The organism is Pseudomonas sp. FW305-28, assembly GCF_017351395.1.
Classification (GTDB): domain Bacteria; phylum Pseudomonadota; class Gammaproteobacteria; order Pseudomonadales; family Pseudomonadaceae; genus Aquipseudomonas; species Aquipseudomonas fluorescens_AA.
Window position 1 is genome coordinate 1 of record NZ_JACNDD010000081.1, and the last position, 19,809, is coordinate 19,809.

At 59.8% G+C, this 19,809-nt stretch carries 25 protein-coding genes and 1 tRNA gene; 20 read left to right on the forward strand and 6 right to left on the reverse strand.

Translation table 11 applies throughout. The features are described from left to right. Positions 1-52: 52 nt before the first annotated feature. Positions 53-247, reverse strand: a complete 195-nt coding sequence (gene csrA / locus J4E53_RS18850; protein ID WP_003179932.1) for a carbon storage regulator CsrA — start codon at positions 245-247, stop codon at positions 53-55. 247 nt (positions 248-494) lie between these two features. Here csrA and J4E53_RS18855 point away from each other — a divergent pair, with 247 nt between their 5' ends. Continuing rightward, positions 495-860 (forward strand): penicillin-binding protein activator LpoB, encoded by a 366-nt coding sequence (locus J4E53_RS18855; protein ID WP_103308407.1) that lies wholly within the window; start codon positions 495-497, stop codon positions 858-860. Positions 861-1,016: 156 nt separating this feature from the next. On the opposite strand, the gene J4E53_RS18860 is transcribed toward J4E53_RS18855, so the two are convergent. Together J4E53_RS18860 and J4E53_RS18865 are read right to left on the reverse strand one after the other, a co-directional pair. Next, complete coding sequence (locus J4E53_RS18860; protein ID WP_060738188.1) at positions 1,017-1,706, reverse strand: endonuclease; 690 nt, start codon at positions 1,704-1,706, stop codon at positions 1,017-1,019. A gap of 5 nt (positions 1,707-1,711) precedes the next feature. Then, the gene (locus tag J4E53_RS18865) at positions 1,712-2,011 is read right to left on the reverse strand and encodes a DUF1654 domain-containing protein (RefSeq protein ID WP_053121397.1); all 300 of its coding nucleotides are present in this window, start codon (positions 2,009-2,011) and stop codon (positions 1,712-1,714) included. Positions 2,012-2,215: 204 nt separating this feature from the next. Here J4E53_RS18865 and J4E53_RS18870 point away from each other — a divergent pair, with 204 nt between their 5' ends. The 8 genes from J4E53_RS18870 to J4E53_RS18905 all read left to right on the forward strand — a co-directional run bounded on the left by J4E53_RS18870 (position 2,216) and on the right by J4E53_RS18905 (position 9,765). Continuing rightward, positions 2,216-2,668: a hypothetical protein gene (locus J4E53_RS18870; RefSeq protein WP_103308405.1), complete on the forward strand. Its 453-nt coding sequence runs from the start codon at positions 2,216-2,218 to the stop codon at positions 2,666-2,668. Between the two features lie 133 nt (positions 2,669-2,801). Next, positions 2,802-3,761, forward strand: a complete 960-nt coding sequence (locus J4E53_RS18875; protein ID WP_060738186.1) for a sugar ABC transporter substrate-binding protein — start codon at positions 2,802-2,804, stop codon at positions 3,759-3,761. Between the two features lie 55 nt (positions 3,762-3,816). Continuing rightward, entirely contained in the window at positions 3,817-5,370 is a 1,554-nt protein-coding gene (locus J4E53_RS18880) for a sugar ABC transporter ATP-binding protein (RefSeq protein ID WP_103308404.1), read from the forward strand. Continuing rightward, positions 5,367-6,344, forward strand: a complete 978-nt coding sequence (locus J4E53_RS18885; RefSeq protein ID WP_060738184.1) for an ABC transporter permease — start codon at positions 5,367-5,369, stop codon at positions 6,342-6,344. The genes J4E53_RS18880 and J4E53_RS18885 overlap by 4 nt, the downstream gene beginning before the upstream one ends. A gap of 3 nt (positions 6,345-6,347) precedes the next feature. Next, positions 6,348-7,367, forward strand: coding sequence for a LacI family DNA-binding transcriptional regulator (locus tag J4E53_RS18890; RefSeq protein ID WP_103308403.1), 1,020 nt, complete (start codon positions 6,348-6,350; stop codon positions 7,365-7,367). A 23-nt stretch (positions 7,368-7,390) separates the two neighbouring features. Beyond that, the gene (gene rbsK / locus J4E53_RS18895) at positions 7,391-8,305 is read left to right on the forward strand and encodes a ribokinase (RefSeq protein WP_103308402.1); all 915 of its coding nucleotides are present in this window, start codon (positions 7,391-7,393) and stop codon (positions 8,303-8,305) included. Continuing rightward, positions 8,302-8,706, forward strand: coding sequence for a D-ribose pyranase (rbsD, locus tag J4E53_RS18900; RefSeq protein ID WP_060738181.1), 405 nt, complete (start codon positions 8,302-8,304; stop codon positions 8,704-8,706). The genes rbsK and rbsD overlap by 4 nt, the downstream gene beginning before the upstream one ends. Before the next feature lie 30 nt (positions 8,707-8,736). After that, complete coding sequence (locus J4E53_RS18905) at positions 8,737-9,765, forward strand: nucleoside hydrolase (RefSeq protein ID WP_072339745.1); 1,029 nt, start codon at positions 8,737-8,739, stop codon at positions 9,763-9,765. A gap of 45 nt (positions 9,766-9,810) precedes the next feature. On the opposite strand, the gene J4E53_RS18910 is transcribed toward J4E53_RS18905, so the two are convergent. Then, positions 9,811-10,008: a hypothetical protein gene (locus J4E53_RS18910; RefSeq protein WP_072405216.1), complete on the reverse strand. Its 198-nt coding sequence runs from the start codon at positions 10,006-10,008 to the stop codon at positions 9,811-9,813. A gap of 129 nt (positions 10,009-10,137) precedes the next feature. On the opposite strand from J4E53_RS18910, the gene J4E53_RS18915 reads away from it, so the two are divergent. Beyond that, entirely contained in the window at positions 10,138-10,443 is a 306-nt protein-coding gene (locus tag J4E53_RS18915) for a hypothetical protein (protein ID WP_060738178.1), read from the forward strand. 156 nt (positions 10,444-10,599) lie between these two features. After that, a complete protein-coding gene (locus J4E53_RS18920) occupies positions 10,600-10,914 on the forward strand; it encodes an I78 family peptidase inhibitor (RefSeq protein ID WP_060738177.1) in 315 nt (104 codons plus the stop codon). Positions 10,915-10,981: 67 nt separating this feature from the next. Here J4E53_RS18920 and J4E53_RS18925 read toward each other — a convergent pair whose 3' ends face one another. Further along, positions 10,982-11,194 carry a cold-shock protein gene (locus J4E53_RS18925; protein WP_003179963.1) on the reverse strand — a complete coding sequence of 71 codons (213 nt, stop codon included), beginning with the start codon at positions 11,192-11,194 and terminating at the stop codon, positions 10,982-10,984. A gap of 289 nt (positions 11,195-11,483) precedes the next feature. Continuing rightward, entirely contained in the window at positions 11,484-11,786 is a 303-nt protein-coding gene (locus tag J4E53_RS18930) for a hypothetical protein (RefSeq protein ID WP_103308401.1), read from the reverse strand. A 373-nt stretch (positions 11,787-12,159) separates the two neighbouring features. On the opposite strand from J4E53_RS18930, the gene thrS reads away from it, so the two are divergent. From thrS to J4E53_RS18975, 9 genes are all read left to right on the forward strand, one after another. After that, positions 12,160-14,082: a threonine--tRNA ligase gene (gene thrS / locus J4E53_RS18935; protein ID WP_014337550.1), complete on the forward strand. Its 1,923-nt coding sequence runs from the start codon at positions 12,160-12,162 to the stop codon at positions 14,080-14,082. Then, a complete protein-coding gene (gene infC, locus J4E53_RS18940) occupies positions 14,082-14,633 on the forward strand; it encodes a translation initiation factor IF-3 (protein ID WP_169432615.1) in 552 nt (183 codons plus the stop codon). Before thrS ends, infC begins: the two co-directional genes overlap by 1 nt. Positions 14,634-14,693: 60 nt before the next feature. Then, positions 14,694-14,888, forward strand: coding sequence for a 50S ribosomal protein L35 (gene rpmI / locus J4E53_RS18945; RefSeq protein ID WP_002553160.1), 195 nt, complete (start codon positions 14,694-14,696; stop codon positions 14,886-14,888). A gap of 30 nt (positions 14,889-14,918) precedes the next feature. After that, on the forward strand, positions 14,919-15,275 hold the full coding sequence (rplT, locus tag J4E53_RS18950; RefSeq protein WP_002553161.1) for a 50S ribosomal protein L20: 357 nt from the start codon (positions 14,919-14,921) through the stop codon (positions 15,273-15,275). A 109-nt stretch (positions 15,276-15,384) separates the two neighbouring features. Beyond that, entirely contained in the window at positions 15,385-16,401 is a 1,017-nt protein-coding gene (gene pheS, locus J4E53_RS18955) for a phenylalanine--tRNA ligase subunit alpha (RefSeq protein WP_003203624.1), read from the forward strand. A 31-nt stretch (positions 16,402-16,432) separates the two neighbouring features. Beyond that, a complete protein-coding gene (gene pheT / locus J4E53_RS18960) occupies positions 16,433-18,811 on the forward strand; it encodes a phenylalanine--tRNA ligase subunit beta (RefSeq protein WP_060738175.1) in 2,379 nt (792 codons plus the stop codon). 3 nt (positions 18,812-18,814) lie between these two features. After that, positions 18,815-19,117 carry an integration host factor subunit alpha gene (ihfA, locus tag J4E53_RS18965; protein WP_002553164.1) on the forward strand — a complete coding sequence of 101 codons (303 nt, stop codon included), beginning with the start codon at positions 18,815-18,817 and terminating at the stop codon, positions 19,115-19,117. Continuing rightward, entirely contained in the window at positions 19,098-19,454 is a 357-nt protein-coding gene (locus J4E53_RS18970; RefSeq protein WP_003179985.1) for a MerR family transcriptional regulator, read from the forward strand. Before ihfA ends, J4E53_RS18970 begins: the two co-directional genes overlap by 20 nt. Before the next feature lie 90 nt (positions 19,455-19,544). After that, positions 19,545-19,621 (forward strand) — tRNA-Pro (locus tag J4E53_RS18975). Positions 19,622-19,809: the final 188 nt, after the last annotated feature.

Below are 19,809 nucleotides of genomic sequence, written 5' to 3' on the forward strand. Positions count from 1 at the left end.
TAGCCAGCCATTGCGATGATGCAAACGGGCTGGCTGCGGACTGCTGCAATGTTCAGGGAGTTTGCGGCTTGTCAGGGGCGGTAAGGCCGGCCTGAATACGCTGATAGATCTCTTCACGATGCACCGCAACGTTTTTCGGGGCGTTGATGCCGATCCGTACTTGTTGGCCGCTAACGCCCAGAATGGTGATCGTGATGTCGTCACCAATGTTTATGCTTTCACCGACTTTGCGGGTGAGTATCAGCATGGTGTTCTCCTTGATTGCTTTATAGGGCACCTGATTCAGACAGTGCAGATGTCGGTACTGCTTATAGATTAGTGCTAAGTGTCACAATGTGGGTGCCTCTTTCTGACGTGCAGATGCAGCATTAATTCCCAGGGTGCGACTATACAGAGACGCCGGGCAGGATTCTCGTGTTTTGAGCATTGTTTGCGGCGATCTTGAGAGGCACGGGTGCTAAAATCCATGCCTCATGTCTTCCAGGGGAAACGTTGTGCGTAAATTGGCTTGGGTTATCGCGGTATTGGTGCTGGCAGGATGCGGTGAAGGGCGTGACGTCGAAGCACCGAAGCCGAAACCCGCCGCCACCTCCGCACCGGCCGTCGCTGCCGCGCCGCAGTGGGCCGTCGAGGTTCGTGGCGAGACACCGCAGGCTGTCAGCGACCTGACCGGTTGGCTCATCGAGCACAGCTTCATGTCGAGCGTGGTGCGGGAGAACGGCAAGGAGCGCGTCTTGGTCGGCCCTTTCAGCTCCGAGGCCGAAGCCCAAGCCAAGCAGGAGCAGGTCACGGCCGCCCTGGTCCGGGCGAAGAAACGCAACATCGAGACGTTGGTGGTGGATTACCCGACCGCTCAATAATCGGGCAGTCCAAAAAGTCAGCCAAGCCCCAAAACCTGTGGGAGCGAGCTTGCTCGCGATAGCGGTGGATCAGCCAACGTTGATGTTGACTGGCCTGTCCCTATCGCGAGCAAGCTCGCTCCCACAGTTGGTTTTGTGCTGTTCACAAATGCGAGGTCAACCGCAGGCCTTCATGTCCACCGGTCCCACGAACTCGTTCCCGCGTCCCATGACGCACGCCACGCTCTGGTTGCGCTGGCGTTCCCAGCTTTCGACCGGGTAGGTCTTGTCCCAGGCTTCATACAGGCGCCGGTCCTGTTTCGACAGGCGCAGGCCATATTGCTTGCTCATGTAGAAATAGGTCCGGGCGATCATCCCCCGGATGGAAGGGCGGGGCATGACCTTCTTGGCCTTGAAATCCACCTGGGTCAGGCATGAGCCGTATTGGCCCTTTTGCTCCGGCAGCCAGCCGAAACTGAAATTGCTGCGATCGCCATTCACTTCCCCGATGCTCGGCACCAGGTTGTGCAGGTCGGCCTCGGCCCGTTGATAGACTGGATCATAGCGGGTGCAGTTCTTGCGACCGCCTTCTTGCCAGCATTGACGCTGATGGCCGATCTGCCAGGCCGGGACAATATGCTCCCACTCGATGCGGGCAGCACGGCTGGCATTCTTGCGCGGTACGTAACCGCAGGCGGCCAGGTTCACGCGATTGCCGGTGTACTTACAGCCGCAGTAGAACTCGGTGGATTGCGGAGCATAGAGCTTCCAGGCGATTTTCTTGGCTTCGTTGAAGGTGCGCGGAGCACCGGCCTGTGCGCCCATGGCGATGAACACAAGCAAAAAAGCTAAACAGCGAACACTCATCAGGCTCAATCTTCCTTCGGCACAACCCAGAAAACCTGCACACCACCATCGTCGCGATAGGCGAGGGTCACGTTGTCGTTCTCGTCGATTTCTTCCAGGAGGCGCTCCCACTCATCCACCGGCTCGTCGGGTAGGCGGAAGATCAGGGCGGCCTTGGCTTTTTGCGCGGTGGGGGCGTTGATGATTTTCGAGACCCGGAGGCCGAGTCGTGTATAGGAATCTAAGGGGGTGGTTGCAGCGGAGGGGGTGGCCACAGGATTATCCTTATTAAGCTGTACGGGCATACAGTATTTAACCGTAGGCATTTACGCAACTACTTAAAATTCAAGAAGATCGTCTGACAGCACTTTTTTCGTTTTGGTGTGGGAAAAAGGAATTTTTTATCGGCTGATGTACACGGGTGTTGCCGCTCAGGGTGACGAAGCTATCGACGGGTTTCAGTGGGCGCTAAAGAAACGGCTTCGGCGGGCGATGACCTTCGTAGGAATCCCCCTTCATGGAGTTTTGACATGTCGTTTTCCATCGGCTTTCCCAATGCGGCAGCGGTGACCATCGGCGGAAAATCCGCCGCCACCCTGAAGGCTTTGAGCGAGGCAGAAGACCAGGCCGCCGATGAGGCCCTGGGTACAACGCAAACCTCGGGCAAGGTCCGCACGGGCATGGGCGCTGGCGCTGAAGCAACCGACCAGGCGCAGGAGGGTGGCAGCACCCAGAGCGTGGCGGTCCAGGTGCTGCTCAAGCGGATGCAAGAGCTTCAGCAGCAGCTCAGGGAGCAGCAACAGCAACTGGCCGCTGCACAGGCGCGCGACTATGCCACGGAGGAAGCCAAGACTTCGGCGGTCATGGCAGTCCAGGGGCAGATCGCCGATACCAGTGGCGCTTTGCTGGAAGTCACCGGCCACCTGGTCACGGAGTTGTCCAAGGGCAGCGGTTCGGGTTCGGTGGTCAATACGACGGTCTGAGTTTCGACGTTGCGGGTCAAACCGCAACGTTGACAAATCTGCGAAGCCTTACCATAGTTCACTTCACGCAAACGTTTGCGCGGCGTTCCGTGCATTGATTTGCTCACAATAATCATAAGATCGGAGTGAACCCATGAAGTTGCCATTCGCTGGACGCCTTCTCGCTGTTGCCATGCTCGCGGCCGCATCCGCTGCGCTGCCTATCTCCTCGGCATTCGCCCAGACCGCAGAAAAGCCCAAGGTTGCCCTGGTCATGAAATCCCTGGCCAACGAATTCTTCCTGACCATGGAAGACGGCGCCAAGGCTTATCAGAAGGAACACTCCGCCGATTTCGACCTGATCTCCAACGGGATCAAGGATGAAACCGACACCGCCAACCAGATCCGCATCGTCGAGCAGATGATCGTGTCCAAGGTCGATGCCCTGATCATCGCGCCAGCGGACTCCAAGGCCATGGTGCCGGTGATCAAGAAAGCCGTGGATGCCGGCATCACCGTCATCAACATCGATAACCAACTCGATCCGGCCGTGGTCAAGAGCAAGAACATCAACGTGCCGTTCGTAGGCCCTGACAACCGCAAGGGCGCGCGGCTGGTGGGCGAGTACCTGGCCAAGCAACTCAAGGCCGGTGACGAAGTCGGCATCATCGAAGGTGTTTCCACCACCACCAACGCCCAGGCACGCACCGCGGGCTTCAAGGATGCGATGGAGGCGGCGCAGGTCAAGGTCGTGTCCCTGCAATCCGGCGACTGGGAAATCAACAAGGGCAACCAGGTTGCCGCGTCGATGCTCAGCGAATACCCGAACATCAAGGCACTGCTGGCCGGCAACGACAGCATGGCGGTCGGTGCCGTATCGGCCGTGCGCGCGGCGGGCAAGGCCGGCAAAGTACAGGTGGTCGGCTACGACAACATCAACGCCATCAAGCCAATGCTCAAGGATGGTCGTGTCCTGGCGACTGCCGACCAGTTCGCCGCCAAGCAGGCCGTGTTCGGCATCGAAACAGCGCTGAAGATGCTCAAGGGCGAAAAAGTCGACAGCGGTACCAACGGCGTTATCGAAACTCCGGTCGAGCTGGTGACCAAGCCGTAATCCTGGCGCCACAACGGTGCTCGCCCATCCGGGCGAGCGCATTGGAGAGTTTGTTATGTCCGTTCGCGACCCGAACGCTGTCCTGTGCGTCAGCGGTATCGGCAAGACCTATGCCCAGCCGGTACTGGCCGATATCAACCTGACGTTGATGCGCGGTGAAGTGCTGGCGCTGACCGGTGAAAATGGCGCCGGCAAAAGCACCCTGTCCAAGATCATCGGCGGGCTGGTGACGCCGACGACCGGGCAGATGCAATTTCAGGGGCAGGATTATCGTCCTGGCAGCCGGACCCAGGCTGAAGAGCTGGGCGTGCGCATGGTGATGCAGGAACTCAACCTGCTGCCGACCCTGTCCGTGGCTGAAAACCTGTTCCTCGACAACCTGCCCAGCCACGGCGGCTGGATCAGTCGCAAGCAATTGCGCAAGGCGGCTATCGAGGCCATGGCCCAGGTGGGGCTCGATGCGATCGATCCCGACACGCTGGTCGGCGAGCTGGGGATCGGTCACCAGCAGATGGTCGAGATCGCCCGCAACCTGATTGGCGATTGCCATGTGCTGATTCTCGATGAACCGACCGCCATGCTGACGGCCCGCGAAGTCGAAATGCTCTTTGAGCAGATCACCCGCTTGCAGGCGCGTGGCGTGTCGATCATCTACATTTCCCATCGTCTCGAAGAACTGGCGCGGGTCGCCCAGCGCATTGCGGTACTGCGCGATGGCAACCTGGTCTGCGTCGAGCCGATGGCCAACTACGACAGCGAGCAACTGGTGACCCTGATGGTCGGCCGGGAGCTGGGCGAGCATATCGACCTTGGCCCTCGCCAGATCGGCGCGCCGGCGTTGACCGTTAAAGGCCTGACCCGTTCCGACAAGGTCCGCGACGTGTCCTTCGAAGTCCGCAGTGGCGAGATCTTCGGTATCTCTGGCCTGATCGGGGCAGGGCGCACCGAACTGTTGCGGCTGATCTTCGGTGCCGATCCGGCCGACAGCGGCACGGTGGCGCTGGGTTCGCCGGCCCGGGTGGTGAGCATTCGCTCGCCGTCCGATGCGGTGGCCCATGGCATCGCGTTGATCACCGAAGACCGCAAGGGCGAAGGCTTGCTGCTGACGCAGTCCATCGCCGCCAACATTGCCCTGGGTAACATGCCGGAGATTTCCAGTGCCGGTCTGGTCAACGGCAGCGCCGAACTGGCCTTGGCGCAGCGCCAGGTCGATGCCATGCGCATCCGCAGTTCCAGCCCGACCCAGTTGGTGTCCGAGCTGTCGGGCGGCAACCAGCAGAAGGTCGTGATCGGTCGTTGGCTTGAACGCGATTGCGCGGTCATGCTGTTCGACGAGCCGACCCGTGGCATCGACGTCGGCGCCAAATTCGACATTTATGCGCTGCTCGGCGAGCTGACTCGCCAGGGCAAGGCGCTGGTCGTGGTGTCCAGTGACCTGCGGGAACTGATGTTGATCTGCGACCGAATCGGCGTGCTGTCCGCCGGGCGCCTGATCGACACCTTCGAGCGCGACAGCTGGACCCAGGATGACTTGCTTGCCGCCGCATTCGCCGGCTACCAGAAACGTGATGCGTTGCTCAACGAAGCAGCGCCTAGGGATTTTTCATGAAAACCGCATCTGCCGTCGGCAAATCGAGTGGCAACTTCTATGGTCTCGGGACCTACCTGGGCCTGGCCGGCGCACTGCTGGCCATGGTCGCGCTGTTCTCAACCCTGAGCAGCCATTTCCTGTCCTATGACACGTTCAGCACCTTGGCCAACCAGATTCCCGACCTGATGGTGCTGGCGGTCGGCATGACGTTCATCCTGATCATCGGCGGCATCGACCTGTCGGTGGGTTCGGTGCTGGCACTGGCGGCCTCGACGGTCAGCGTGGCCGTGCTCGGCTGGGGCTGGAGCGTCTGGCCGTCGGCCTTGCTCGGCATGGCCGTGGCAGCGCTGGCGGGTACGGTCACCGGTTCGATCACCGTTGCGTGGCGGATTCCATCGTTCATCGTCTCCCTCGGCGTGCTGGAAATGGCCCGGGGCCTGGCGTACCAGATGACCGGTTCCCGGACCGCCTACATCGGCGACTCGTTCGCCTGGCTGTCCAACCCCATCGCCTTTGGTATCTCGCCTTCGTTCATCATCGCCTTGCTGGTGATCTTCATTGCCCAGGCGGTGCTGACCCGCACGGTGTTCGGTCGCTACCTGATCGGCATCGGCACCAATGAAGAAGCCGTGCGCCTGGCCGGCATCAATCCAAAGCCCTACAAGATCCTGGTGTTCAGCCTGATGGGCTTGCTGGCCGGCGTGGCGGCGTTGTTCCAGATTTCCCGCCTGGAAGCCGCGGACCCGAACGCCGGCTCAGGGCTGGAGCTGCAGGTGATCGCTGCGGTGGTCATCGGCGGTACCAGCCTGATGGGTGGGCGAGGCTCGGTCATCAGTACCTTCTTTGGCGTGTTGATCATCTCCGTGCTGGCGGCGGGTCTGGCGCAGATCGGCGCTACCGAGCCGACCAAGCGCATCATCACCGGTGCGGTGATCGTGGTGGCGGTCGTGCTCGATACCTATCGCAGTCAGCGCGCCAGTCGGCGGGGTTGAACCATGGCGACGATCAAGGATGTAGCAGCGCTCGCGGGGATTTCCTACACCACCGTGTCCCACGTGGTGAACAAGACGCGGCCGGTCAGCGAAGAAGTGCGGCTCAAGGTCGAGGCGGCCATCGAGCGCCTGGACTATGTGCCCAGCGCCGTGGCCCGGTCGCTCAAGGCCAAGACCACGGCGACCATCGGCCTGCTGGTGCCCAACAGCCTCAACCCTTACTTTGCCGAGTTGGCCCGGGGCATCGAGGATTACTGTGAGCGCAACGGCTATTGCGTGATCCTGTGCAACTCCGACGACAACCCGGACAAGCAACGCAGCTACCTGCGGGTGCTGCTGGAAAAACGCATCGATGGCCTGATCTTCGCGTCCGCCGGAGGCGATGTCGGCCTGGCCGAGGGCCTGGCCAGCGTGCGCACGCCCATGGTGATCGTCGACCGCGGGCTCGAGGGCGTCGACGCGGACCTGGTGCGCATCGATCATGAATACGGCGCCTACCTGGCGACCCGGCACCTGCTGGAGTTGGGTCACCACGACATCGCCTTCATCGGCGGCCCGGCCGATACCAGCGTGGCGCAGATGCGCCTGGCCGGTTACTGCCGGGCGCTGAAAGAGGCCGGGATCGAGCTGCCCGTCGAGCGCATGCTCGAGAGCGATTTCACCAGTACCGACGGTTACCGCGCCGCTGCGCAACTGCTTGAACAGCTGCCGCCCAGCGCGATCTTCGCGGCCAACGACATGATCGGCATCGGTGTGCTGCGCGCCGCGGCTGAACGCAATGTGCGCGTGCCCAGCGAACTGTCGGTCATCGGTTTCGATGACATCCAGATGAGCCGCTATGTCTACCCGGCGTTGACCACGGTGGGGCAGTCGATCCTGCAGCTCGGGGAGATGGCGGCCGAAGTGCTGCTGCGGCGTATCGCTACGCCGGGCCTTGCCACCGACCAGCGGATCGTGACGCCGAGTATTGTCTTGCGAGAGTCGACTGCACCGCTGTCCGGTACATTCGCCCAATACCGCTGAACCGAATTGATGAGTAGTGATGTATGCCAGCAAAAGTAGTGGTGATAGGCAGTCTGAACATGGACCTGGTGACCCGGGCGCCGCGCTTGCCCCGTGGCGGTGAAACACTGATCGGCGAGTCGTTCGCCACCATTCCGGGTGGCAAGGGCGCCAACCAGGCGGTAGCCGCCGCGCGCCTGGGGGCGCAGGTGTGGATGGTCGGCTGCGTGGGCGACGATGCCTATGGCGAGCAATTGCGCGGCGCATTGCTGGCCGAGGGCATCGACTGCCAGGCGGTCCGCGTGGAGGAGGGCTCCAGTGGCGTGGCGCTGATTGTCGTCGACGACAACAGCCAGAATGCGATCGTTATCGTCGCCGGTGCCAACGGTGCGCTCACCGCCGAGGTCCTGGACGGTGTCGATGACGTGCTGCAAAGCGCCGATGTCATCGTCTGCCAGCTCGAAGTGCCGGATGCCACCGTCGGCCATGCCCTCAAGCGCGGACGTGAGTTGGGCAAAATCGTCATCCTCAACCCTGCACCGGCTTCCCATACGTTGCCCGCCGACTGGTACGCCTGCATCGACTATCTGATTCCCAATGAAAGCGAAGCCGCGGTGCTGAGCGGGCTGGCGGTGGATTCCCTGGAAACCGCAGAGGCCGCCGCAGCGCATTTGATCGCCGCCGGTGCCGGCAAGGTGATCGTCACCCTGGGGGCCCAGGGGCTGATGTTCGCCAACGGCGCCAGCTTCGAGCATTTCCCGGCCCCGAGGGTCAAGGCCGTGGATACCACGGCCGCCGGGGATACCTTTGTCGGCGGCTTCGCGGCAGCCTTGGCCAGCGGCAAAAGCGAGGTCGATGCGATTCGTTTCGGCCAGGTCGCCGCCGCGCTGTCGGTCACCCGCGCCGGCGCGCAACCTTCAATCCCCACGTTGCTGGAAGTACAGGCTTTCAAATCATGAAAAAGACGCCGTTATTGAATGTGGCACTGTCCCGACTGATCGCTTCCCTCGGCCATGGCGACAAGGTGGTCATCGGGGATGCCGGCCTGCCCGTGCCGCCCCAGGTCGAATTGATCGACCTGGCCCTGACCCATGGCATTCCTGACTTCGTCAGCACCTTGAAGGTGGTGCTCAGCGAAATGCAGGTGGAAAGCCATGTCCTGGCCGAGGAGATCCTCGACAAGCAGCCGTTGGCCCTGGCAACCCTGGAGACGCTGAATGCCGAGGGGGCGTTGGGTGAGCGGGCGTTGGTCAGCCATGAGCAATTCAAGGTCATCAGCCGACAGGCACGGGCGATCATTCGCACAGGCGAATGCTCGCCGTACTGCAATATCGTGCTGGTCGCTGGAGTGACGTTCTAACCCTGTTCAACCCTGCACAAGGAGTGCGCCATGCACCGCTATGCTGAGAAAATGCATCAACTGATCCGGAGTCTGCTGCTTTTGTCATTGATCACTGCAACGAGCGCCCAGGCGGCGGAAAAGATCGACCTGATCATCGACACCGACCCAGGCGCCGACGACGTGGTGGCGCTGCTGTTCGCCCTGGCGTCGCCCGAGGAACTGCATATTCGTGCGCTGACCACCGTCGCCGGCAACGTGCGCCTGGACAAGACCTCGCGCAACGCTCGCCTGGCCCGTGAATGGGCGGGGCGCGAAGACGTGCCGGTCTACGCCGGTGCGCCGAAACCCTTGATGCGCACGCCCATCTACGCAGAAAACATCCATGGCAAGGAAGGCCTGTCGGGTGTCACGGTGCACGAGCCGAAGAAGGGGCTCGCCGAAGGCAATGCCGTCAACTACCTGATCGACACGCTGAAGGCGGCCAAGCCCCACAGCATCACCATTGCCATGCTGGGGCCGCAGACCAACCTGGCGCTGGCGTTGGTCCAGGAACCGGACATTGTCCAGGGCATCAAGGAAGTGGTGATCATGGGCGGTGCGCACTTCAACGGCGGCAATATCACCCCGGTGGCCGAGTTCAATCTGTTCGCCGATCCGCAGGCGGCCGAGGTGGTGGCCAAGAGCGGCGTGAAGCTGACCTACCTGCCGTTGGACGTGACCCACAAGATTCTCACCAGCGAGGCGCGCCTGAAGCAGATCGCGGCGCTGAACAACAATGCCAGCAAGCTGGTGGGCGATATCCTCAACGAATACGTCAAGGGCGACATGGAGCACTACGGCATGACGGGCGGGCCGGTGCATGATGCGACCGTGATTGCCTACCTGCTCAAGCCGCAATTGTTCACTGGCCGTTCGGTCAATGTCGTGGTGGACAGTCGCGAGGGCCCGACGTTCGGGCAGACCATCGTCGACTGGTACGATGGCCTGAAAGCGCCGAAGAACGCGTTCTGGGTGGAAAACGGCGATGCCCAGGGGTTCTTTGACTTGCTGACCGAGCGCCTGGCGCGCCTGAAGTAATCTGCCTGGCATAGCGCCCCCAGGCTGGACCTGCGGGCGCGTGCCTCAATCCACGGCGTCGACGATGCTCGGGTAGCGCTCGAATGTCTGCTGGATGAAGTTGCGGGCGACTTCTATCCCCAACTCTTTCACCAACAACTCTATGCAGATGATTGCCAGTTCCTCCGGGCTTCCGGGGCTATAGGAGCTGTGGCCCTCCGACCATTTGGCATTGATGGTGGCTTCGATACTGACGGTGCTCATGGTCGGGCTCGCGAGTTGGAGGTCTGTAGGCTGAGTTAAACATTTTTGCCCGGGATTTGGCACTGCGACTTAGGCATTGGGGGAGGGCTGTGCGACACTTGTTCCTTTATTTTTCAAAGGAGCTTCGCCGTGCAGATAGATTTGAACGCTCCTGATGGCCTGACCGTCGAGGCGGTTCGTCAATTGCTGGCCTCGGCCAGTGACGACGAGCATACCCAGCTGCGCGTGACCAAGGACGGCATCGCCTATTTGTCCTCGGGTGTGGTCGGTGGCGTTGACATCGAGGGTTTGCGGTTTCGGCTCGAAACTTGGGCGAAGGGTTCGGGGTACGTCGGCCGGGTCGCTGCCAGCGACGAGGTCTGGGTCATGCAGATCTACAACGCGCTGAAGGACAACTGGCCCAATCCGCCCTTCGATTACATTGATGTTTATTGAGCCGCGTTCATATCCAGTCACGATTCAGGCCTGAACAGCGGGAGCGGGCTCAGGCAAACTGCCAGCTTTCCCCAGGCTGATGCCTGCGGTGTTGAAACCAAGCGCCGTTTGGGCTGTCGCACGTTCTCTGTTTATTCATCGAAAAAAGGAGGCTTCATGCCTTGGAAGCTCGCGTCATTGAGTACTTTGCTGGCCGCCATGTTCTTGAGCGGTTGCAGCAGCACCTCTGAATCGACCCCCGAACCTGTGGCGGCCGAGACCGGTCACAGCCGCTGCGAAGCAAAGGCCGCCGAGTTCGCCATTGGCAAGAAGGCCTCGCCACAGCTGCTGGAGCAGGCCCGTACCCGTGCTGGCGCGCAGAATGCCCGGATCCTCAAGCCCAACGACATGGTCACGCTCGAGTACCGCTCCGATCGCCTGAACCTCAATACCGATGCCAACCTGGTGATCAACCGGGTGAACTGTGGCTGATTGATGGTTTTCAATCGCCCATAAAAAACCCCGTCACATGGACGGGGTTTTTTTGTGCGCCGAGAAATTACTCTGGGCGAACCTGTGCAGCTTGCATACCCTTTTGGCCTTTCTCAGCCACGAAGGAAACGGTCTGGCCTTCTTTCAGGCTTTTGAAACCGTCGCTTTCGATAGCTTTGAAGTGTACGAACAGGTCGTCACCGCCACCTTGAGGAGTGATGAAGCCGAAGCCTTTTTCATCGTTGAACCATTTAACGGTGCCGGTTTGGCGATTAGACATGGTGTATCTCCAAGAAACATATATTTTCAGTGTACTGTGCTGCTCAGGCCAACTGGGCACACCCGGGTATCATAGTCGAAATGTTCGATTTGGGAGCCCCCCGCAGGCGTTGTTTGCCAATCAGTCGTGTTTACTTTATCGCCTTTACCCGCTGAAAGGCCCGGTTTTAAAGGCTTTTAGCCGAAAGTAAAGACGATAAAAAAAGCTGTAAAACCTGAATAAATCGTCCCAAAAAGCCTGAAATCAATGTTTTTAAGCCTTGTGGCGTCTATCTGGAAGACCTGTTTCCTTACTTTTTCGGCTTGTCAGTGGCCTTGCATTTTGCAATCTGGCCCAGTGCTTTTTGTTGAAGCTCCGGGGTGGCCTTGTTGTCCATTAGCGCCTGGATGTCCGAGGCCGGGTAGGACTTGATGGCGTCGGCGCCACAGGCGCAGTGGGATTTCGCCGCCGCCGCGCCAATCTGCGGGGTAGCGGCCTGGGTGCACTGGGCCATGTATTTATCCCGCTCGCCCTTCGGCCAGTCGGCGTGGGCACTCAACGGCAGCAGCAGAACAATGGGGGCGACTACGGCGAACAGGGTATTGAGACGCATGCGGGGATGCTCCTTGTGGGTCGATGTTCTGTGATTCGAGGGCTCTAGGGCCGATCAAGTTCAGCACTCTGGCATAAAAGCAGACGATTTGCCTTCCTGCGACAGCCTTGTGCATCGACGACCGTTCATCTGTGCTAGCATGCCGGGCTCGGCTATTTCCAGGCTGTGGATGCTCGTTCGTCCCGGTGGCAAAGAGTCCGAATAACCCCGATTTGAATCCCAGTCACTCTGGTTCGGTTTTCCCGGTTGGCCGCAAGGCTCCTGCCGCTGTAAGGCAGGCGTTCGTCATTGAATGGCCTGGACTGGATCTTGTACTGGCTCATCCCAACCCACGTGACCTTTGGTAGGGGTCACCACTAGGAGAGGAGGCGCCATGCCAACTATTACTCTTCCCGACGGCAGTCAACGTTCATTCGATCACCCGGTTTCCGTAGCCGAGGTCGCCGCATCCATCGGCGCGGGCCTGGCCAAGGCCACCCTGGCCGGCAAGGTCAACGGCAAACTGGTCGACGCCAGTGACGTCATCGACAGCGACGCCACGCTGCAAATCATCACGCCCAAGGATGAAGAGGGGCTGGAGATCATTCGCCACTCCTGCGCGCACTTGGTTGGCCACGCGGTCAAGCAACTGTACCCGAGCGCGAAGATGGTCATCGGGCCGGTCATCGACGAAGGCTTCTATTACGACATCGCCTTCGAACGTCCTTTCACGCCGGACGACATGGCCGCCATCGAACAGCGCATGCAGCAGCTGATCGAGAAAGATTACGACGTCATCAAGAAAGTCACCCCTCGCGCCGAAGTCATCGAAGTTTTCAAGGCCCGTGGCGAGGACTACAAGCTGCGTCTGGTGGAAGACATGCCGGACGAGCAGGCCATGGGCCTGTACTACCACGAAGAATACGTCGACATGTGCCGCGGTCCGCACGTGCCGAACACGCGTTTCCTCAAGTCCTTCAAGCTGACCAAACTGTCCGGCGCCTACTGGCGTGGCGATGCGAAGAACGAGCAGTTGCAGCGCGTCTACGGCACTGCCTGGGCGGACAAGAAGCAGCTGGCGGCCTACATCCAGCGCATCGAAGAAGCCGAGAAGCGCGATCACCGCAAGATCGGCAAGCGCCTGGGCCTGTTCCATACCCAGGAAGAGTCCCCGGGCATGGTGTTCTGGCACCCGAACGGCTGGACCCTGTACCAGGTGCTCGAGCAGTACATGCGCCAGGTCCAGCGTGAGAACGGCTACCTGGAGATCAAGACGCCACAAGTGGTCGACCGCAGCCTGTGGGAGAAATCCGGGCACTGGGCCAACTACGCCGACAACATGTTCACCACTCAGTCGGAAAACCGCGACTACGCCATCAAGCCGATGAACTGCCCGTGCCACGTGCAGGTGTTCAACCAGGGCCTGAAAAGCTACCGCGAGCTGCCGATGCGCCTGGCCGAGTTCGGTGCCTGCCACCGCAACGAGCCGTCGGGTGCGCTGCACGGCATCATGCGCGTGCGTGCGTTTACCCAGGACGATGCCCACATCTTCTGCACCGAAGAGCAGATGCAGGCCGAATCCGCCGCTTTCATCAAGCTGACCATGGACGTCTACCGGGACTTCGGCTTCACCGAAGTCGAGATGAAGCTGTCCACTCGTCCGGAAAAACGCGTCGGCTCCGACGAGCTGTGGGATCGCGCCGAAGCGGCCCTGGCCGCCGCCCTCGATAGCGCGGGCCTTGCGTATGACCTGCAGCCGGGCGAGGGGGCCTTCTACGGTCCGAAGATCGAGTTCTCGCTGAAAGATTGCCTCGGTCGCGTCTGGCAGTGTGGTACCCTGCAGCTCGATTTTAACCTGCCGATCCGTCTGGGCGCCGAATACGTGTCCGAAGACAACAGCCGCAAGCACCCGGTCATGCTTCACCGCGCGATCCTCGGTTCGTTCGAGCGTTTCGTCGGGATTCTGATCGAACACTACGAGGGCGCGTTCCCTGCGTGGCTGGCGCCGACCCAGGCAGTGATCATGAATATCACTGATAAACAGGCAGATTTTGCCGCTGAAGTCGAAAAAACTCTCAACCAAAGCGGATTTCGTGCCAAGTCCGACTTGAGAAATGAAAAGATCGGCTTTAAAATCCGCGAGCATACTTTGCTCAAGGTTCCCTTTCTCTTGGTTATTGGAGATCGGGAGGTCGAGATGCAGACTGTCGCTGTGCGTACTCGTGAAGGTGCTGACCTGGGCTCGATGCCCGTCGCCGAATTCGCTGAGTTCCTCGCGCAAGCGGTTTCCCGGCGTGGTCGCCCAGATTTGGAGTAATTATTATTAAGCGTGAAATGAGACAAGATAAACGAGCTGCACCGAAAGCCCCGATCAACGAGAATATCTCGGCACGCGAGGTTCGGTTAATTGGCGCTGACGGCGAGCAGATTGGCATCGTCTCGATTGATGAAGCGCTTCGTATTGCTGAAGAAGCAAAGCTTGATCTGGTAGAAATTTCCGCGGACGCAGTCCCACCGGTTTGCCGGGTGATGGACTACGGCAAGTCGATCTTCGAGAAGAAGAAGCAGATTGCCGCGGCGAAGAAAAACCAGAAGCAGATTCAGGTAAAAGAAATCAAGTTTCGTCCAGGGACGGAGGAAGGGGATTACCAGGTAAAACTGCGCAACCTGGTACGTTTCCTGAGTGATGGGGACAGGGCCAAGGTATCCTTGCGATTCCGCGGCCGTGAGATGGCCCACCAGGAGCTGGGGATGGAACTCCTCAAGCGGGTTGAACAAGACCTGCTCGAGTACGGTTCGGTCGAACAGCATCCTAAGATGGAAGGACGCCAGCTGATCATGGTCATCGCCCCGAAAAAGAAGAAGTAATCACCAGGGCACGGCAGGCCTTGCGATTATGTTTATCAACTGAATGCGGAGTATCCGAACATGCCAAAGATGAAAACCAAAAGTGGTGCTGCTAAGCGGTTTCTGAAAACTGCTAACGGTATCAAGCACAAGCACGCTTTCAAGAGCCACATCCTGACCAAAATGTCGACCAAGCGTAAGCGTCAACTGCGCGGTAGCAGCTTGCTGCATCCGTCTGACGTGGCAAAAGTCGAGCGCATGCTGCGCCTTCGTTAATTTTTGGATCAAGAATAGAGGAAGTAACTCATGGCTCGTGTAAAGCGTGGCGTCATTGCCCGTAAGCGTCACAAAAAAATTCTGAAACTTGCTAAAGGCTACTACGGCGCGCGCTCCCGCGTATTCCGTGTTGCCAAGCAAGCGGTAATCAAGGCAGGCCAATACGCCTACCGTGACCGTCGTCAGAAAAAACGTCAGTTCCGCGCTCTGTGGATCGCTCGTATCAACGCTGGTGCTCGTGTTAACGGTCTGTCCTACAGCCGTTTCATCGCTGGCCTGAAAAAAGCGTCCATCGAGATCGACCGTAAGGTTCTGGCTGATCTGGCAGTGAACGAAAAAGCGGCGTTTGCTGCGATTGTCGAGAAAGCTAAAGCCACCTTGGCTTAAGTACCCCCGGCAGTCACCCGGGCCCACCTCTGTGGGCCCAGGTGCCAAACGTCATAAATAGGGGAAGAGCCTTAAAGCTCTTCCCCTATTTTGTATCTGGAGTCTGTACATGGAAAACCTGGACGCGCTGGTCGCTCAAGCACTAGAGGCTGTGCAAAGCGCTGAAGATATCAATGCCCTGGAGCAAATCCGGGTTCACTACCTTGGCAAGAAGGGCGAGTTGACTCAGGTGATGAAGACCCTGGGGAACCTGCCAGCCGAAGAGCGTCCGCAGGTCGGTGCGCTGATCAACGTTGCCAAGGAGCGTGTCACAGAAGTCCTCAATGCGCGCAAGGCGTTGTTCGAGGAGGCGGATCTGGCTGCCAAGCTCGCCGCCGAGTCCATCGACGTGACCCTGCCTGGCCGTGGCCAGACTTCCGGTGGCTTGCATCCGGTGACCCGGACCCTGGAACGCATCGAGCAGTTCTTCACCCACATCGGCTACGGCATTGCCGAAGGCCCTGAGGTCGAAGACGACTACCACAACTTCGAGGCACTCAACATCCCAGGCCATCACCCGGCCCGGTCGATGCATGACACCTTCTATTTCAATGCGAACATGCTGTTGCGCACCCATACCTCGCCGGTACAGGTCCGCACCATGGAATCGCAGCAGCCGCCGATCCGCATCGTCTGCCCAGGCCGTGTGTACCGCAGCGACTCCGATATCACCCACTCGCCGATGTTCCACCAGGTCGAAGGCCTGCTGGTTGATCGCGACATCAATTTCGCCGACCTGAAAGGCACGATCGAAGAGTTCCTGCGGGTGTTCTTCGAAAAAGAACTGGCGGTGCGTTTCCGCCCTTCGTACTTCCCGTTCACCGAGCCCTCCGCTGAAGTCGACATGGAATGCGTGATGTGCAGCGGCAAAGGCTGCCGCGTCTGCAAGCAGACTGGCTGGCTGGAAGTCATGGGCTGCGGCATGGTTCACCCGAACGTGCTGCGTATGTCCGGGATCGATCCGGAAGAATTCTCGGGCTTTGCTTTCGGCATGGGCGTCGAGCGCCTGGCCATGCTGCGTTACGGTGTGAATGACTTGCGCCTGTTCTTCGACAACGACTTGCGGTTCCTTGCGCAATTTCGCTAGGTCGTGGTAACGAATTTATTAGGAGAACAGGATGAAATTCAGTGAACAATGGCTGCGCGGCTGGGTAAGCCCGCAGGTAAGTCGGGACGAGCTGGTTGCTCGCCTGTCGATGGCCGGTCTTGAGGTCGATAGCGTCACGCCGGCCGCCGGCGAATTCAGTGGCGTGGTGGTGGGCGAGGTGTTGAGCACCGAGCAGCACCCGGACGCTGACAAATTGCGGGTTTGCCAGGTCAGCAATGGCGCGGAAACCTTCCAGGTAGTCTGCGGCGCACCTAACGTGCGTCCAGGCCTGAAGATCCCGTTCGCCATGATCGGTGCCGAGCTGCCGGGCGACTTCAAGATCAAGAAAGCCAAGCTGCGTGGCGTCGAGTCCAACGGCATGCTGTGTTCCCAGGCCGAACTGCAGATCGGCGAAGGCAACGATGGCCTGATGGAACTGCCGGTTGATGCGCCGGTGGGCCAGGACATCCGTGAGTACCTGGGCCTGGACGATGCGAGCATCGAGGTCGACCTGACGCCGAACCGTGGCGACTGCCTGTCCCTGGCCGGTCTGGCCCGCGAAGTCGGTGCGCTGTATGCCGCCCCCGTGACGCGTCCGGTGGTCGCGACCGTGCCGGCGGTGCATGACGAAGTGCGTTCGATTGACGTCCTGGCGCCGGCGGCATGCCCGCGTTACCTGGGCCGTGTGATCCGTAACGTCGACCTGTCCAAGCCAACACCGCTGTGGATGGTCGAGCGCCTGCGTCGCGCCGACGTGCGCAGCATCGACGCCGCCGTCGACATCACCAACTATGTGATGCTGGAGCTGGGTCAACCGCTGCATGCGTTCGATCTCGCCGAAATCAACGGCGGCATCCGCGTGCGCATGGCTGAAGAGGGTGAAAAGCTGGTGCTGCTCGACGGCCAGGAAGTGACCCTGCGCAGCGACACCCTGGTGATTGCCGACCACACCCGCGCCTTGGCGATTGCTGGCGTAATGGGCGGCGAACACAGTGGTGTATCCGCCACGACCCGCGATGTATTCCTGGAAAGCGCGTTCTTCGACCAGATCGCCGTCGCTGGCAAGGCGCGTTCCTATGGCCTGCACACCGACGCCTCGCACCGCTACGAGCGTGGCGTGGATTGGCAACTGGCCCGTGAAGCCATGGAGCGCGCCACCGGCCTGCTGCTGGAGATCACCGGTGGCGAAGCCGGCCCGATCATCGAAACCGTCAGCGAACAGCACCTGCCGAAGATTGCACCGGTCACCCTGCGTGCCCAGCGCATCACCCAGATGCTGGGCATGGAAATGGCCCCGGCCGAAGTCGAACGCCTGCTCAGCGCCCTCGGCCTGAACATCAGCGCCGATGGGGCAGGGCAGTGGCGCGTCGAAGTGCCAAGCCATCGCTTCGATATCAGCCTGGAAGTCGACCTGATCGAAGAACTGGCCCGCCTGTACGGTTACAACCGTCTGCCGGTTCGCTACCCGCAAGCGCGCCTGGCCCCGCAAGCCAAGGCCGAAGCCCGCAGCGATCTGCCGGAACTGCGTCGCCTGCTGGTGGCCCGTGGTTATCAGGAAGCGATCACCTACAGCTTCATCGATCCACGCCAGTTCGAGCTGTTCAGCCCCGGTGTCGAGCCGCTGTTGCTGGCCAACCCGATCTCCAACGACATGGCGGCCATGCGCTCGTCCTTGTGGCCGGGCCTGGTCAAGTCGCTGCAGCACAACCTCAACCGCCAGCAGGATCGCGTGCGTCTGTTCGAAAGCGGTCTACGCTTCGTCGGTCAACTGGACGGCTTGAAGCAAGAGCCGATGCTGGCTGGTGTCGTCTGCGGCAGTCGCTTGCCGGAAGGCTGGGCGCAAGGTCGCGATGTCGTCGATTTCTTCGACGTCAAGGCTGACGTGGAAGCGGTGCTGGGCTTCGCCGGCGCGCTCGACGCATTCACTTTCGTACCAGGCAAGCACCCGGCGCTGCACCCAGGGCAGACCGCACGCATCGAGCGAGACGGGCGTGAAGTCGGCTATGTCGGCGCCATCCACCCGGAACTGTCGAAAACCCTGGGCCTCGATCGTCCAGTCTTCGTTTTCGAGCTGGTGCTGGCCGAAGTGGCCCAAGGGAAAATGCCGAAATTCCAGGAGTTATCGCGCTTTCCTGAAGTGCGTCGTGACCTTGCGTTGCTGGCCGACCGTGACGTTGCATCCAGCGCCGTGCTGGAGGTAATCCGTGAAAATGCAGGCGAATGGCTGACGGACCTCAGGCTATTTGACGTGTATCAGGGTAAAGGCATTGATCCGCATAGAAAAAGCCTTGCAGTTGGCTTGACCTGGCAGCATCCATCGCGCACTCTTAATGACGATGAGGTGAATACCGCAACGCAGAATATCCTCACCTCGCTCGAAAACAGGTTGAACGCCACGTTAAGGAAGTGACGTATGGGGGCTCTGACGAAAGCTGAGATGGCGGAACGTCTGTATGAGGAGCTGGGCCTGAACAAACGGGAGGCCAAAGAATTGGTCGAACTGTTTTTCGAAGAAATCAGGCACGCTCTGGAAGACAACGAACAGGTCAAATTGTCCGGTTTCGGCAATTTCGACCTTCGGGACAAACGCCAGCGGCCTGGCCGCAATCCGAAAACGGGAGAAGAAATCCCGATCACGGCTCGCCGTGTGGTCACCTTTCGTCCAGGGCAGAAGTTGAAGGCCCGAGTTGAGGCTTATGCTGGAACCAAGTCATAACGACGAACTACCCGTCATCCCGGGCAAACGCTACTTCACCATTGGTGAAGTCAGCGAGCTGTGTGCGGTAAAACCGCACGTGCTGCGCTATTGGGAGCAGGAGTTTCCTCAACTCAACCCGGTCAAGCGCCGCGGAAACCGCCGGTATTATCAGCGACAAGACGTGCTGATGATCCGGCAGATCCGCGCGCTGCTGTACGATCAGGGGTTCACCATCGGCGGCGCACGCCTGCGCCTCTCCGGTGATGAGGCCAAGGACGATACAACCCAGTACAAACAAATGATCCGCCAGATGATCGCCGAGCTTGAAGATGTGCTGGTGGTGCTCAAGAAATAAAATTTCTGCTTTAAATACTTCCAGTTTTCAAAAGCTTGCGATATATTCCTGAGCGTTCCGTTGAGAAGCGGAACAAGATTCACGCCTAGTCGGGGCGTAGCGCAGTCCGGTAGCGCACTAGCATGGGGTGCTAGGGGTCGAGTGTTCGAATCACTCCGTCCCGACCATATTTTTCAATGACTTAGCCCAATCTGAAAAGGTTGGGCTTTTTCATGTCTAAAAAATACCCCCGCATTGCCTGGGTGGCTGGGCTGAAAATCCAGAGCCGTTTCTAACGTTCCTGCTTCATCCTCCAGGTTCTGTCATGGACGAAAACGGCCCCAGTGCTCATCCAACAATACGTCCGGTTATCGTG